Below are 12,727 nucleotides of genomic sequence, written 5' to 3'. Positions count from 1 at the left end.
GCAGGCCGCGTCTCGCTGCCAGCGGCGAGTCAGCGGCGGAGACGCCAACAGACTGCGGGCGGTGGAACCCCTGTTCCACCGCCCGCAGTCTGTCGTTCAGGGCGTGCGCCGTCCCGGTGCGCGCCCGTCAGCCGTTCACGGTTCGGCCCGCTCGTCCCTCGGAGAGGGAGCGTGCCAGCTGCGCGAGCTGCAGCGCCGATCCGAGCGGGAGCGCGTAGACCAGGAGGCCGCCCTCGAGGCCCGTGAGGGCGAGCGTCGCGGTGATCCCGATGCTGGCCGCGATGGCGACGCCGAGGTAGGTCGCGGATGCGCGGCGGCTGGCGGCTGCGGGACGGGAGCGCGCCACCCAGGCTGTCGCGGCGAGCAGGATCAGCGCGAGCACGACTGGTCCCGCGAGGAGCGCATCCGCCCACCCGGCGGTGGTCTGCGTTGCCGATGCGGCGACGGCACCTCCGAGGAAGACCGCTGCTGCTGCGACGGCCAGCCGGCTGCCGTCTCGCTGTTCAGTGCTGCTGCTCATGGGGAGGACTCCTCTTCGTCGTGTCGTCTGCGGTCGTGGACCGGGTGTCAGCGGGGTTGTCTCAGCTGTCGCCGCCGAGGGCCAGGATGATGGCGGAGTTCGCGCCGAGGCCGAGCGCCTTGAGGCCCGAGATGACGAGCGGCTTGTTGGCGTTGATGAGGGTCACGACGACGGGCTTGGCTGCGGCACCGAAGGGGATGCAGCCGATCACGGTCTGCGCGATGAAGTCGACGGGGTCGCCGGACTTGTAGGACGAGTAGGCGCCGTAGCCGGCGGAGCCGATGCAGGCCGCCACGACCGCGAACGGGATGAGCGGCAGCGCGGCGCGGCCTTCGACCGCCTCGGCTTCGGCGCTCGCCTCCGCCATGAGCTGCTCGACGCGGGCGTCCTGCTCCTCGGCGCTGAGGGAGGCGGTGTATTCGACTTCTGCGGCGAAGGCCTCTTGCGAGTATCCCCCGCTGTCTGCGGTGGCGGACGCTGCGGTGACGACGGGTGCTTGGGCGGCGTTCGCGGCCGTGCTGCCTGCGACGCCGAGGGCTCCAGCGACGACGATGGATGTGGCCAGGGTGACGGTGTTCTTCAGCTTCATGATTCCTCCGTGAGTGTGCTCATCGAGTGCATGTTGCGTGAGTGCCGGTTGTGGCCCGACGTCTTCGACCCTATGAGGCTGGGTCTGGGGTCAGTCAAATGGATTCACGGGACGCCCAGGCTTCCGGATGCTTCGTCCAGGAAGCGGCCCGGACGCAGGAAAGGCCCGCCGGTGGCGGGCCTTTCCTGCGCTGTCAGGCGAGCTGGTCGCTCGTCGTCACTCGGTGCCGACTGCCTCGTCTGCGCCGTCGCGCATCTTCTGGATGTGCTCGTCGTGCTGGTTGCCGATCGCGGTCTCCGCGTGGTCGCCGGCCGCGTCGAAGGCGTGGTCGGTGAGCTGCTCGCCCTGCTCGCTGTTCGCTGCCTGGGCTGCTTTGTCGCCGATGTTCTCGAACACCATGGTGGTCTCCTTCGCTTCGTCGGATCAACGCGATTGCGTTGCATCGAGTTGAGCATCCTGACGTGGATGCGCGGTGTGCGGGAGCTTGGTGTCCGGTCAGACTCGCACGGTGTCCGCTGGTACCGTCCCGGCGTTCTCGGCCCGCCGCGCGGTGAGTTCGAGGGCGCGCTCGGTGCCCGGGAAGCGCGCGGCGGCGGCGCGAACCTCGTCGGCGGGGAAGTTCGCGCCGAAGAGCTCGCTGCCCGGTTGCAGCAGGAAGCTCTCGTGCAGGGTGCCGACGAGCACGGGGTCGAACCCGGCCGCATCCACGAGCGTCGCCGCGGCGGCGAGGTCGGCGTCGTCGTCGCCCGCGATGCCGATCCCCCGCCTGCCGGGGGCGCCGGTCTGCCTCGGACCTTCGTCGAGGTCGTGATAGCCCATGTGGTTGAAGGCCTTCACGACGCGCGAGTCGGACAGCAGCTGCTGCACGAGCTCGCTCGTCGCCACGGTCGGGTCGTTGAGGTCGTCGCGCACGCCGTCGATCTCCCACCAGTAGTTCATGGCGTCGATGACGAGCTTGCCCCGCAGCCCGTCGAGCGGGAGCGCGTCGCGCTCGGCGAGCGGCAGGGCCTTGCCGAGCGGCAGGGCCAGGATGACGATGTCGGCCTCGGCCGCGACCTCGGCGCTCGTTCCCGTGCTGGCGCCCGGCACGAGCACGTCGATGATGAGGTCGATCTTGCTCGGCGCCCCGGACCCGGCGATGAGCACCCGGTAGCCGCTGCCGAGGAGGAGGCGGGCGAGCACGGTGCCGACCTTGCCCGCACCGAGGATGCCGATGGTGGGCAGGCTCCCTGCCGACCCGTTCCTGTTCGTCTGAACGCTAGACATTGATGGACTCCTTCGCGAGCAGTCGGCGCACTCGGGGTGCGACTTCGGTGCCCAGCAGGCTGATGGTCTGGGCGCGGGCGTCCGTCGGCAGGCCGATGACGTCGTACTTGAGGTCGAAGCGGCTGATGCGGAGAACCTCCACCATGCGCACGATCTTCTTCGCGACCGTGTCGGGCGAGCCGACGAAGAGGGCGCCGGTCTCGAGCTCCATGAGGTAGCGCTCCTTGGTTGGCGGGTAGAAGCCGCGCTCCTTCCCCATCATCTCGACCATGGGCTTCCACGACTCCCACCAGGTCTCGGCGGCTTCCTCATCCGTCTCGGCGACGAGGCCGAGGGCGTGCTGGCCGACCCGGTTCGCGGGCATCCCGAACTTCTCGAGCGCACGGAAGTAGAGGTCGACGTGGCCGGCGAAGCGCTCGGGCTGCCCGCCGATGATGGCGAGCATGAGCGGCAGGCCGTAGCGGGCGGCGCGCACGACCGAGTCTGGGCTGCCGCCGACGCCCACCCAGGTGGGGATGCCACCGGGGCGCATGGTCGGATGCAGCGTCTGGTTCACGAGCGGCGCGCGAACGCTGCCCGACCACGTGACCGAGTCGCTGCGCTGCAGCTGCATGAAGAGGTCGAGCTTCTCCTCGAAGAGCTGCTCGTAGTCGGCGATGTCGTAGCCGAAGAGCGGGAACGACTGGGTCTGCGAGGCGCGGCCAACGACCATCTGGGCGCGTCCGTTCGAGAGCGCGTCGAGCGTGGAGAACTCGTTGTAGAGGCGAACGGGGTCGTTGGTGCTGAGCACGGTGACGGCCGAGCCGAGGCGGATGCGCTCGGTCGCGGTCGCGATGCCGGCCAGGATGACGGGGGTCGCGGAGTCGACGAAGCCCTCGCGGTAGTGCTCGCCGATGCTGAAGACGTCGAGGCCGACCTTCTCTGCGAGGCGGGCCTCGTCGACGAGCAGGCGAACCGTCGCTGCGTCGGACAGGGGCGTGCCGTCGACGTTCGGCACGTCGCCGAACGAGTTGAGGCCGATCTCGAATGGGAGCTGGGCTGCATCCACTGCGCTCATCTGCGTTCCCTGCTGCGTGCTCATGGGTCCTCCAAGTAGTTGACGCGTCAATCATGCGTCAGGGTAGTTGATATGTCAACTACGTGGCATGATGGAGGCATTCCGAACCCTGGAGGCCTCATGAACGCATCGCCGAGAACGCAGATCAGCGCCGAGGACTTGCGCGTCTGGCGCGGGTTCATCGAGACGACGGGCGTGCTCAACTCCCGCCTCGCGAGCCGCATGCAGAGCGAGTCGTCGCTGTCGACGGGTGACTACGGCGTGCTGCTCGCCTTGCGTGAGGCGCCAGGGCGCTCACTGCGCTCATCCGAGCTCGCGGCGTCGGTCGGCTGGGAACGCAGCCGCCTTTCTCACCAGCTCGGCCGCATGGAGAAGCGCGGCCTGCTGCGCCGCGACCCGTGCCCGGAGGACACGCGCGGGTCGGTGGTGAGCCTCACCGAGGAGGGGGCGACCGCCTTCCGCCGCGGGTCAGTTCCGCACCTCAAGGCCGTGCAAGAGCTGTTCCTCGACGCCCTCTCCCCCGAGCAGCTCGCTCAGGTCGAGGCCCTGACGGACACGATTCGCGGGCACCTGGGGCTCGACAGGTCAAAGGACGGCTCCGATCTTGACTGACATCACCCCGCGCTCCGCGACGGTCGTCGTGATCGGCGCCGGCCAGGCCGGGCTGTCGGCGGGGTTCCACCTGCAGCGGCGCGGCTTCGTGAGCGCCCTGGACGAGCCGGCGGCCGAGCGCACCTTCGTGATGCTCGACGCGAACCCCGAACCGGGTGGCGCGTGGCAGCATCGCTGGGAGTCGCTGACGATGGCGACCGTGAACGGCATCTTCGACCTGCCGACGTTCGCGCGGACACCCGGCAGCGAGGACGAACCGAGTCGGGATGCGGTGCCGCGGTACTTCGCGGAGTTCGAGCACGCGCATCCGCTGCCCATCGTGCGGCCGGTTCGGGTGCTCGATGTCTCGCGCGTCGGTGCAGACCCCCGCGGCGAGCTGCTCGTGCGCACGGATGCGGCCGGCGTGTGGCGGGCGGGCGCGATCATCAACGCAACGGGCACCTGGAACAACCCGCTACTGCCGAGCATTCCGGGCCAGGAGACGTTCGAGGGGCGTCAGCTGCACACGCGCGACTACGTGTCAGCGGAGGAGTTCGCGGGTCAGCGGGTGGCGGTCGTGGGCGGCGGCATCTCAGCCGTGCAGCAGCTGGAGGAGATCTCGCGTGGGGCCCGGACGTTCTGGTACACGCGGCGCGAGCCGGTGTTCTTGGAGCACGGCTTCAACCCTGAGGTCGAGGGGCGGAGCACGATCGCGAAGGTGATCGCCGACGTCGAGGCGGGCGAGCCGGCGAGCAGCGTCGTCTCGTACACGGGCCTCGGCTGGTCGCCGTACGCGATCGCCGCGCGCGACCGTGGGGCGCTCGTGCGGCGGCCCATGTTCACCGCGATCGAACCGGGCGGGGTGCGCGAGGCCGACGGCGCCTTCACGCCCGTGGACGCGATCCTCTGGGCGACCGGCTTCCGCGCCGACCTCGCACACCTCGACACGCTGGGGCTGCGCAACGAGCGCGGCGGCATCACGATGCGGGGCACGCAGGTCGCCGACGAGCCGCGCATCCACCTCATCGGGTTCGGGCCGTCGCAGTCGACGGTCGGCGCCAACCGGGCGGGACGAGATGCGGTGCGAGCGATCGAGAGGCTCGAGCTGGGGCGGAGCGAGCGCACCGCGGGTCCACGGGAGTCGGCAGTCAGCTGATGATCTGCGGTCGTCCAGCCTCGGTGCGTACGGTCGCGCCATGACGACCCCACAGAACGTATCCCCCGCGTCCGGCGACTCGAACGACTCCTCGGCCGGCGACGAGAACCTGCGCGACATCATCGAAGAGGTCGAGGGCGAGCACGGGCGCGACGGCGCAGCCGCGATGGCCGACGAGCTCCGCGACCGCACCGAGGAGACGCAGCAGGAGGAAGAGGACCCCGCTGAGGAGCAGAACTAGGCGGATGGGCGTTGCATCGTCGTGACCGGTAGCGTCGTGTCATGACTCGCCCCGCCGCCACCCCAACCGTCCAGGTCGACGACGACCGATTCCGCGTGACCGAGTGGCGCTTCCCTCCCGGTGCCGAGACCGGCTGGCATACGCACACGATGCCGTATGTCGTCGTGCCGCAGACGACGGGAACCCTGACCGTCGAGACCGAGACTGCTGACCCGTTCGCGATGGAGTGCACGGCGAGCGTGAGCTACAGCCGCGAGGCCGGCGCACGCCACAACATCGTGAACGACCGCGACGAGCAGTTCACGTTCGTGGAGGTCGAGGCGAAAGCGGCACCAGGGTCTTGAGTCGGGCCCCGCTGCGGCGCCTTCAGTCGGCTGAGGCTACGACTGCGATTACGACTACTTGGCCGATCCCCTCGGCCTCTCCCCGACCTGCTTCGCCGCTCGGACGCCAACGCGGGCACCGTAGAGGACGAACCCGAGCAGGGCCGCACATCCCGCCAGGACAACCCCGATCATGACCGGGCTCGGCATCGGGATCAGCACCACCAGGCCGGTCACCAGCGCCAGGATGCCGGCGGTCATCGTGGCGCGCTTCGACCGCACGTGCGCGGCGAGCCAGGCCACGTCGCTTGACATCGCGCTCGGCGTCCGGATGCCGGCGATGTCGTTCCGCTTCAGCTGGCCAGAGGCGGCGGCCTGGGCCATCCACATGACGATGAGCCCGGAGCCTGCCATGACGATTGCCAGCACGATTCGAGCGGCAAGGGGAGTATCCATCTGCACCATCGTACGGAGCAGGCCGCCGTCGCGTTCCCGCACGCAAGCGCGTACTCCTCGTTCGATGCGGCGACGCCTCGTGCCCTAGCGTTGTCGGCGTTCCTGTTCGGCGAGATTCCCTGGAGGTCAGCCTCGATGCCTGATCAGCTTCCCCCGTGTCCCGAGTGCGCGAGCGAGCTCGCCTACGAGATGGGAGCGCTGCTGGTGTGCCCGATGTGCGGCCACGAGTGGGCGCCCGGTGACGCCGACGATGCCGAGACACACCTCGAAGTTCGGGACTCGGTCGGGAACGTGCTGGCCGACGGCGACTCCGTCACGATCGCGAAGGACCTCAAGGTCAAGGGCGCAGGCGGCGGAACAGTCAAGGTGGGCACGAAGGTCAACGGCATCCGCCTGATCACGGACGGTGTCGGCGACCACGACATCGACGCGAAGGTGCCAGGGTTCGGGCAGATGCAGCTGAAGTCGAGCGTGGTCAAGAAGGTCGTCTGACGACGAAGCCGACCGACGGCGGGATTCCCGCCGCCGGCCGGCGCCATTGGGGCAGCCGGGGCTCGCTACACGAGCTCGGGCCGGCGGATGCTCTCCGCTCCCCCGTCGATGAAGATGATCTGCCCGGTGACGTAGCCGTTGTCCTCGCTCGTGAGCCAGGCGAGCAGGTTCGAGACCTGGACGGGGTCGGCGGCGGGGCCCCCGTATGGTGCCGGGGCACCCGCATCCAGTGCCGCACGGCCCTCCTCAGTCTCGAGCGCGGCCGCGGTCATCGGGGTGAGGATGACGCCGGGCGCGACGGCGTTGAGCGCGATGCCGGCCTTCGCCCACTCGGTGCTCGGGGCGTTCCTGCGAACCCAGCGGGCGATCGACAGCTTCGAGGTCGTGTAGAGCACGGACGAGCCCGTCGCGTTGGCGGTCGCACCAAGCGAGTCGGCGTAGGCGAGCGCGCCAGCTTCGTCGCCCGACTCGATGAGGTCGAGGAGCTGCTGGTCGACCTCCTCGAGGGCGGCGAGGGATGCGACGACGGCGGCGCGGGGCGCATCCGACTTCGCGAGCAGCGGCCGGAGGCCCTCGAGCGTGGCGACGGCGCCGAAGTGGTTCACGGCGACGGTGACGGGGGCCGGGATGACGAGGCCCGCGATCGCGAGCACGCCATCGACCACGCCACCGCTGAGCTCCTCGGCGCGGGTGACGAGCTCGGCCCGGCCCTCGGCGGTCGTGAGGTCGGCGTTGATGTCGGCGTTCTTGAGGTCCACGCCGATGACGGTGTGCCCGTCGGCGCGGAGCTTGTCTGCGGTGGCCTTGCCGATGCCGGAGGCCGAGCCGGTGACTACGTAGGTGCGGGTCATGAGGGGGTGTCCTTATCGTCGTTGATGAGCCAGGCGGGGAGGAGCGCGAGCAGCTGCTGCTGGACGCGTTCGGTGGGTTCTGGGGTGTCGCTGAGCAGCCAGGCCGTGATGACGGCGAGGCTGCCGCCCGCGACGTACTCAGCGGCGACCTTCGGGTCGAGGCCTGCGGGAACAGTGAGCTGCATGGTGCCGAGGGCCTGCTCGGCGAAGGCCGCGCGGACGGCTCGGGCCGCTTCCGTGGTCGTCCGGCTGCCGAGCACGCCGGCGTAGAGCGTGCGGCGCTTCGCGAATTCGGCGACGAGCTGCGACGTCGTCGCCCGGGCCGTCTCGATGGGGGTCGCGGACGCGCGCAGGCTCAGGTCGAGTTCCTCGATCTGCGTGAAGACCTCAGTGAGGATGCGGACGGCGAGCGCGTCGAGGTCGCGGAACTGCGCGTAGAAGGTCGAGCGGCTGACGCCGGCTTCGGCGACGATCGCGGGCACCGTGACCTCGTCGCCACGAGCTGACAGCTCCTCGACGGCGGCGACGATCGCGGCCTGTGTCCGGGCGGGGCGAGGGTCAGGCGAGCGGGGCGTGGCGGTCGTTGGCACACGACGAGCCTAGCAAGTTTCGGACGGTTGTCCAGAAAGTGCGCTCTTGCCACCCGCGGCACCTCGTGGCGAGTTGTCCGCCACGAACACCGCTATGCAATTCGCAAGACAAGCGACACACACGAACCGTGCATGCTCAGCATTTCGACGCCATCGATTCGGGAAGAATAGCGGATCACTTAGAGTCAATAGGGGTTGGCGGAATCGAACAACTCCAAGCACCTTTCCCGCACGCATACGGAGCCATAGATTTGGCGAATGACGAAATGCACTGCACCCGTAAAAGGCCACTACCGAGCCACAGCATTTGACCGTTGCCCTACCTGTGGCGGATCAGGTCGCGGAGGGTGGCCCCGACCTGATTCGCACCTATCCGCAGCGGGTAACCGCGCCAGAAATCTGACAGCCGCAACATTAAGAAAAAGCGCGGGCCCCGTCGGTGCCGAGATCAGCGCAAAGACCGTCTCTGCTGCTCTCGAGCTCATCCTCTCGACTACCGACGTTGCGATCCTCGCGGCTGCGGCGGACGACTTAGCTCGAAGCGCCGCGAAAAAGGGGAAAGGCTCACACTGGCTCTGTGAACTCTTCGCAGAGGCGGCGGACGCCCTAGACCCGTCCTGGGCATCCGAAGCCGTGGGCGGCGCCTTCGCATCCGCACTAGTTCAGTGCGGGCTCCCCGACTGGGCCGCACGGGGCGCCGGAACAGCAATTGCGAAAGCCACGGCCGGAGCCCTGAGCGCTGCTAGTCCAGCGGAGCAGCTGTACCTTGGCCTCCGGATTCTTGGCATGCTCATTTGCCCGAATACGGACACCTGCCCAGTGCAAGATCGCCTCGCGGGTGGCGTACTTCAGGATCTCCTCACTGAAGCATCCGACTAATCAGATGGCTCAAAGCACCTATCCACCGCAGGAATCAGGGATGCGTTCGGAGCGCTCCGGCCTCGCATCTACGTGGCTCCTCTCGAACACTCGTGAAGGGCAGCCCTGCGCGCGCTGAGTCAGTCATTCCACTGCCCCGTGTCGAGGAACGCATGCATCCGGTCGAGGTGGGGCTCGAGCTCCCATCCTTGCGCGGCGACCCAGGCGTCGTCGTAGTAGGTGTTCGCGTAGCGGGCTCCCCCGTCGCAGATGAGGGTGACGACGCTGCCCCGCTCACCGGCGGCGAGCATCCGCGCGATGATCTGGAAGGCGCCCACGAGGTTCGTTCCGGTGGATCCGCCCGCCCAGTGCTGAGTGCGTTCGCGGAGGACGCGGATCGCGGCGACGGAGGCGGCGTCCGGCACCTGGATCATGTCGTCGATGACGGTCTCGATGAACGACGGCTCGACGCGTGGGCGTCCGATGCCCTCGATCTTCGAGCCCCGACCGGTCGCGTGGCTGCGGTCTCCGGTCTTCCAGGCCTCATAGAACGCCGAGCCTTCCGGGTCGACGACGGCCAGACGGGTGTCGTGCCCGCAGTACCTGGCGTAGCGGCCGAAGGTCGCGGAGGTGCCGCCGGTGCCGGCGCTGACCACGATCCAGCTGGGAATGGGGAAGCGTTCCAGCGTCATCTGCGAGTAGACGCTCTTCGCGATGTTGTTGTTGCCGCGCCAGTCGGTGGCGCGCTCGGCGTTGGTGAACTGGTCGAGGTAGTGCCCGTCGAGCTCGGCGGCGAGCCGTTCCGCCTCCGAGTACACGTGGAGGGGCTCGTCGACCAGGTGGCAGCGGCCGCCGTAGAACTCGATGAGCTCGATCTTCTCGGGGCTCGTGGTGCGGGGCACGACCGTGACGAACGGCAACCCGAGCATCCGCGCGAAGTACGACTCCGACACGGCGGTCGACCCGCTCGACGCCTCGACGAGCGTGGTGCGCGGACCGACCTGCCCGTTCACGATGGCGTAGAGGATGAGGGAGCGCGCGAGGCGGTGCTTCAGCGACCCAGTCGGGTGCACCGACTCGTCCTTCAGATACAGGTCGATGCCCCACTCCGGCGGAAGCGGGAACACGTGGAGGTGCGTGTCGGCGCTGCGGTTCGCGTCAGCCTCGAGCACGCGGATCGCCTCGCGCATCCACTGGCGTCGGTCTGGGGTCTCGGTTGCGTGTGCCACCGATCCAGTATGCGACGCGAGCGGCCGGATGCTTCCCCCTGGCCTGCGGGGTCGGCGCGTCGGTCAGTCTCGGCGTTCGACGACCATCCCGGTCGGGACCTCGGGCACGTCGCCGGGCCACGGCCCGAGCCGCAGCGCGTTCTCGGGTACCCCCTTCTCGGCGGCGGAGTCGGCGACGGGAACGGACACGCTGGTGAAGCCGTTGTCGGCAACCCCAGGAGTCGAGGAGGTGCTCGGCACCCACCCGGCTTCGATGCCGACGGCGGTCATGTCGATGTCGTCGTCCACGGGGCCCATGTAGTGGATCTCGACGGCGATATTCGGCATGTAACCGTCGCGCACCGACCACGCCGATTCGGTGAGGAAGACGAGGAGCGCGCCAGGGTTGGCGAGCTGGTACCCCTCCTCCAGGGTCACTTTCATCCCGAACCCGGTGTTGCCCTTGATGCTGGGATCCGACCCGCCGACGTCGGAGAAGGTGAGCCCCTCAATGGAGTCAAGGGTGTCCTCGAGCTCGACGAGCGTCTGCCCGCCGGTCTCGGCGTCGCGAGGGATCTCCGGGTACGCGGGCCCGCATCCACTGAGCACGGTGGAGGCGAGCAGCGCAGTCGCGAGTGCCGCCAGGCGTCGTGGATGCGCGGAGAACATACCAACAGGCTACGGGTCGGCCGCAATGCCAGTCGGCCCGAGACCGATCGGCTCGCGCAACCGGGGTGAGGAGTCGGCTCGCATGTGCGTCAGCAGGCCGGGGCACCCCGTGCGCGTGCGTTCAGGGACTCCGTTACGTTAGGCGCCCCGCTTCGCGACGGCTGAGTCGGAGAGCGCGATGAGGTCGGCGCCGTGCAGCCGCGGCCAGCCGTGCACGGGGTCGACGAGGACTCGTGGCAGCGCGTCCGCGCCGTGGACGGCACCGGCGAGTGACCCGGCGATGGCGGCGACGGTGTCGGTGTCGTTGCCTCCGCGGACGGCGCGTTCGAGTGCATCCACTGCTGACGTGGCACCGGTGATCGCGGCGAGTGCGCCTTGGAAGGCGCGGACGACCCAGCCGTTCAGTTCGGAGAAGTCGCGGGGGTGGGCGCCGGACGCGAGCGCTTCCTCGGTGAAGCCGCGCCACCTGTCGCGGCGTTCGCTGGGGAGGGCGTCGAGCTGGCTGAGGACGTCGAGTTCGCCGGTGCGGATGGCGTGGCGGATGCTGAGGCACCAGAGCACGCAGGCGTCGGCGTTGTCGTCTTCCCAGTGGGTGAGCTGTGCGATGCGGGTGGCGGCGTCGGCGAGGTCGCGCTCTTGGCCGTCGGCGAGGTAGCCGAGGGCGACGGGGCCGGTGCGCATGAGGGCGCCGTTGCCGCCGCTTCGGCCGGCGCGCGCGTGGACGTCGCGGGCGGCGCCGCGGGCTCTGTCCTCGGTGACATCGCCGTCGAGGGCGGACAGCACGGTGCGCGTCTGCGCGCCGACGTCTTTCGCATCCCGAGCCCACTCGCGCCAGGCGACGACGATTCGTGCGAGCACATGGGCGTCGTTCAGCGACTCCCCCGCCGCGAGGCCCTGGAGGATCGGCATGGCCATGGAGGTGTCGTCGGTCCACTCGCCGACCCCGTGGCCGAACACGCCGACACCGTAGGACACGGGCGTCGCATCCGAGAGCGGCGGCCCGAACTCGTACTGCGAGCCGAGGGCGTCGCCGACAGCTGATGCGAGGACGGCGCCGCGTGCGCGGTCGAGCTGGGGTGCGGTGAGGGTCATGTTCCTAGTGTGCAATGTGCCACCGACAAAGCGGTGGGCCAGAGTCAACTGGGCCACCGCTCGGTCAGGAAGTCTTGCTCGACTCAGTACCCGGCAGCAGCCGTCGACTCCACGTCGTCCTTCAGCAGCGCCCGACTGCCGGACACACCGAGACGGCTCGCTCCGGCGGCGATGAATGCATCCGCTTCGGCTCGCGTCCTGACGCCCCCGGACGCCTTGACCTCCAGCCGGTCGCCGACCGTGCGCTTCATGAGGTCAACCGCGTGCAGGCTCGCGCCTCCCGCAGGGTGGAAGCCGGTGGATGTCTTCACGAAGTCGGCGCCGGCGGCCTCCGCTGCACGGCAGACGGCGACGATGGCGTCATCAGAGAGGGCTGCCGACTCGATGATGACTTTCAGCACGGTGGGGGCCGGGACAGCGGCACGAACCGCGCGGATGTCGTCCTCGACCGATTCGTACGCGCCGTCAACAGCCGCTCCGATGTCGATCACCATGTCGATCTCGTGGGCGCCCTGCTCGACCGCGGTTGCGGCTTCCAACGCCTTGACGTTGCTCTGGTGGCGTCCGCTTGGGAAGCCACACACCACGGTGAGCTTGAGGTCGGATGTGGCGGGGATCGTCACCGGCAGCACCGAAGGCGAGAGGCAGACGCTGTACGCCCCCAGTTCGGCGGCCTCGGCGATGGTGGCCTCGACGTCGGCGCGAGTCGCCTCTGGCTTGAGGAGCGTGTGGTCTAGGTATGCGGCGAGGGGGCGTGCACTGGTCATG

At 69.1% G+C, this 12,727-nt stretch carries 17 protein-coding genes; 5 read left to right on the top strand and 12 right to left on the bottom strand.

The window, feature by feature from the left end:
• Positions 1-127: 127 nt before the first annotated feature.
• The 5 genes from F8O03_RS14755 to F8O03_RS14735 all read right to left on the bottom strand — a co-directional run bounded on the left by F8O03_RS14755 (position 128) and on the right by F8O03_RS14735 (position 3,456).
• Positions 128-520, bottom strand: coding sequence for a hypothetical protein (locus tag F8O03_RS14755; RefSeq protein ID WP_151424541.1), 393 nt, complete (start codon positions 518-520; stop codon positions 128-130).
• A 61-nt stretch (positions 521-581) separates the two neighbouring features.
• Positions 582-1,109, bottom strand: coding sequence for a hypothetical protein (locus F8O03_RS14750; RefSeq protein ID WP_151424540.1), 528 nt, complete (start codon positions 1,107-1,109; stop codon positions 582-584).
• 216 nt (positions 1,110-1,325) lie between these two features.
• Positions 1,326-1,508 carry an antitoxin gene (locus F8O03_RS14745; RefSeq protein WP_151424539.1) on the bottom strand — a complete coding sequence of 61 codons (183 nt, stop codon included), beginning with the start codon at positions 1,506-1,508 and terminating at the stop codon, positions 1,326-1,328.
• Between the two features lie 96 nt (positions 1,509-1,604).
• Positions 1,605-2,375, bottom strand: coding sequence for an NADPH-dependent F420 reductase (locus tag F8O03_RS14740; protein WP_151424538.1), 771 nt, complete (start codon positions 2,373-2,375; stop codon positions 1,605-1,607).
• Entirely contained in the window at positions 2,368-3,456 is a 1,089-nt protein-coding gene (locus F8O03_RS14735; RefSeq protein ID WP_151424537.1) for an LLM class flavin-dependent oxidoreductase, read from the bottom strand. The genes F8O03_RS14740 and F8O03_RS14735 overlap by 8 nt, the downstream gene beginning before the upstream one ends.
• Positions 3,457-3,552: 96 nt before the next feature.
• On the opposite strand from F8O03_RS14735, the gene F8O03_RS14730 reads away from it, so the two are divergent.
• From F8O03_RS14730 to F8O03_RS14715, 4 genes are read left to right on the top strand one after another with little or no spacing between them, the layout of a single operon-like run.
• Entirely contained in the window at positions 3,553-4,044 is a 492-nt protein-coding gene (locus F8O03_RS14730) for a MarR family winged helix-turn-helix transcriptional regulator (protein WP_151424536.1), read from the top strand.
• Position 4,045: 1 nt separating this feature from the next.
• Entirely contained in the window at positions 4,046-5,179 is a 1,134-nt protein-coding gene (locus F8O03_RS14725) for an NAD(P)-binding domain-containing protein (protein ID WP_151424648.1), read from the top strand.
• A 40-nt stretch (positions 5,180-5,219) separates the two neighbouring features.
• Positions 5,220-5,420 carry a hypothetical protein gene (locus tag F8O03_RS14720; RefSeq protein ID WP_151424535.1) on the top strand — a complete coding sequence of 67 codons (201 nt, stop codon included), beginning with the start codon at positions 5,220-5,222 and terminating at the stop codon, positions 5,418-5,420.
• A 41-nt stretch (positions 5,421-5,461) separates the two neighbouring features.
• Positions 5,462-5,764: a cupin domain-containing protein gene (locus F8O03_RS14715; protein ID WP_151424534.1), complete on the top strand. Its 303-nt coding sequence runs from the start codon at positions 5,462-5,464 to the stop codon at positions 5,762-5,764.
• A 54-nt stretch (positions 5,765-5,818) separates the two neighbouring features.
• Here F8O03_RS14715 and F8O03_RS14710 read toward each other — a convergent pair whose 3' ends face one another.
• Positions 5,819-6,199 (bottom strand): SdpI family protein, encoded by a 381-nt coding sequence (locus F8O03_RS14710; protein WP_167516600.1) that lies wholly within the window; start codon positions 6,197-6,199, stop codon positions 5,819-5,821.
• A 135-nt stretch (positions 6,200-6,334) separates the two neighbouring features.
• Between F8O03_RS14710 and F8O03_RS14705 the strand changes: the two genes are divergently transcribed.
• Entirely contained in the window at positions 6,335-6,691 is a 357-nt protein-coding gene (locus F8O03_RS14705; RefSeq protein WP_151424532.1) for a zinc ribbon domain-containing protein YjdM, read from the top strand.
• Between the two features lie 65 nt (positions 6,692-6,756).
• On the opposite strand, the gene F8O03_RS14700 is transcribed toward F8O03_RS14705, so the two are convergent.
• The 6 genes from F8O03_RS14700 to deoC all read right to left on the bottom strand — a co-directional run bounded on the left by F8O03_RS14700 (position 6,757) and on the right by deoC (position 12,726).
• Entirely contained in the window at positions 6,757-7,542 is a 786-nt protein-coding gene (locus tag F8O03_RS14700) for an SDR family oxidoreductase (RefSeq protein WP_151424531.1), read from the bottom strand.
• Positions 7,539-8,132, bottom strand: coding sequence for a TetR/AcrR family transcriptional regulator (locus F8O03_RS14695; protein WP_151424530.1), 594 nt, complete (start codon positions 8,130-8,132; stop codon positions 7,539-7,541). The genes F8O03_RS14700 and F8O03_RS14695 overlap by 4 nt, the downstream gene beginning before the upstream one ends.
• Positions 8,133-9,130: 998 nt before the next feature.
• Positions 9,131-10,180, bottom strand: a complete 1,050-nt coding sequence (locus tag F8O03_RS14690; protein ID WP_151424647.1) for a PLP-dependent cysteine synthase family protein — start codon at positions 10,178-10,180, stop codon at positions 9,131-9,133.
• 102 nt (positions 10,181-10,282) lie between these two features.
• Positions 10,283-10,867, bottom strand: coding sequence for a hypothetical protein (locus tag F8O03_RS14685; protein WP_151424529.1), 585 nt, complete (start codon positions 10,865-10,867; stop codon positions 10,283-10,285).
• Positions 10,868-11,005: 138 nt separating this feature from the next.
• On the bottom strand, positions 11,006-11,959 hold the full coding sequence (locus F8O03_RS14680; protein WP_151424528.1) for an ADP-ribosylglycohydrolase family protein: 954 nt from the start codon (positions 11,957-11,959) through the stop codon (positions 11,006-11,008).
• 83 nt (positions 11,960-12,042) lie between these two features.
• Positions 12,043-12,726 carry a deoxyribose-phosphate aldolase gene (deoC, locus tag F8O03_RS14675; protein ID WP_151424527.1) on the bottom strand — a complete coding sequence of 228 codons (684 nt, stop codon included), beginning with the start codon at positions 12,724-12,726 and terminating at the stop codon, positions 12,043-12,045.
• Position 12,727: the final 1 nt, after the last annotated feature.

Origin of the sequence: Pseudoclavibacter terrae (genome assembly GCF_008831075.1) — a bacterium.
GTDB classification, from domain to species: domain Bacteria; phylum Actinomycetota; class Actinomycetes; order Actinomycetales; family Microbacteriaceae; genus Pseudoclavibacter; species Pseudoclavibacter terrae.
This window is presented reverse-complemented; position numbering and strand designations above follow the sequence as displayed.

What these genes read in the sequence shown, in the direction of transcription:
- F8O03_RS14710 (WP_167516600.1), bottom strand. Translation starts at nt 6,199, where the DNA reads ATGGATACTCCCCTTGCCGCTCGAATCGTGCTGGCAATCGTCATGGCA.
- F8O03_RS14755 (WP_151424541.1), bottom strand. Translation starts at nt 520, where the DNA reads ATGAGCAGCAGCACTGAACAGCGAGACGGCAGCCGGCTGGCCGTCGCA.
- F8O03_RS14745 (WP_151424539.1), bottom strand. Translation starts at nt 1,508, where the DNA reads ATGGTGTTCGAGAACATCGGCGACAAAGCAGCCCAGGCAGCGAACAGC.
- F8O03_RS14715 (WP_151424534.1), top strand. Translation starts at nt 5,462, where the DNA reads ATGACTCGCCCCGCCGCCACCCCAACCGTCCAGGTCGACGACGACCGA.
- F8O03_RS14730 (WP_151424536.1), top strand. Translation starts at nt 3,553, where the DNA reads ATGAACGCATCGCCGAGAACGCAGATCAGCGCCGAGGACTTGCGCGTC.
- F8O03_RS14680 (WP_151424528.1), bottom strand. Translation starts at nt 11,959, where the DNA reads ATGACCCTCACCGCACCCCAGCTCGACCGCGCACGCGGCGCCGTCCTC.
- F8O03_RS14740 (WP_151424538.1), bottom strand. Translation starts at nt 2,375, where the DNA reads ATGTCTAGCGTTCAGACGAACAGGAACGGGTCGGCAGGGAGCCTGCCC.
- F8O03_RS14735 (WP_151424537.1), bottom strand. Translation starts at nt 3,456, where the DNA reads ATGAGCACGCAGCAGGGAACGCAGATGAGCGCAGTGGATGCAGCCCAG.
- F8O03_RS14705 (WP_151424532.1), top strand. Translation starts at nt 6,335, where the DNA reads ATGCCTGATCAGCTTCCCCCGTGTCCCGAGTGCGCGAGCGAGCTCGCC.
- F8O03_RS14685 (WP_151424529.1), bottom strand. Translation starts at nt 10,867, where the DNA reads ATGTTCTCCGCGCATCCACGACGCCTGGCGGCACTCGCGACTGCGCTG.
- deoC (WP_151424527.1), bottom strand. Translation starts at nt 12,726, where the DNA reads ATGACCAGTGCACGCCCCCTCGCCGCATACCTAGACCACACGCTCCTC.
- F8O03_RS14720 (WP_151424535.1), top strand. Translation starts at nt 5,220, where the DNA reads ATGACGACCCCACAGAACGTATCCCCCGCGTCCGGCGACTCGAACGAC.
- F8O03_RS14700 (WP_151424531.1), bottom strand. Translation starts at nt 7,542, where the DNA reads ATGACCCGCACCTACGTAGTCACCGGCTCGGCCTCCGGCATCGGCAAG.
- F8O03_RS14690 (WP_151424647.1), bottom strand. Translation starts at nt 10,180, where the DNA reads ATGCGCGAGGCGATCCGCGTGCTCGAGGCTGACGCGAACCGCAGCGCC.
- F8O03_RS14750 (WP_151424540.1), bottom strand. Translation starts at nt 1,109, where the DNA reads ATGAAGCTGAAGAACACCGTCACCCTGGCCACATCCATCGTCGTCGCT.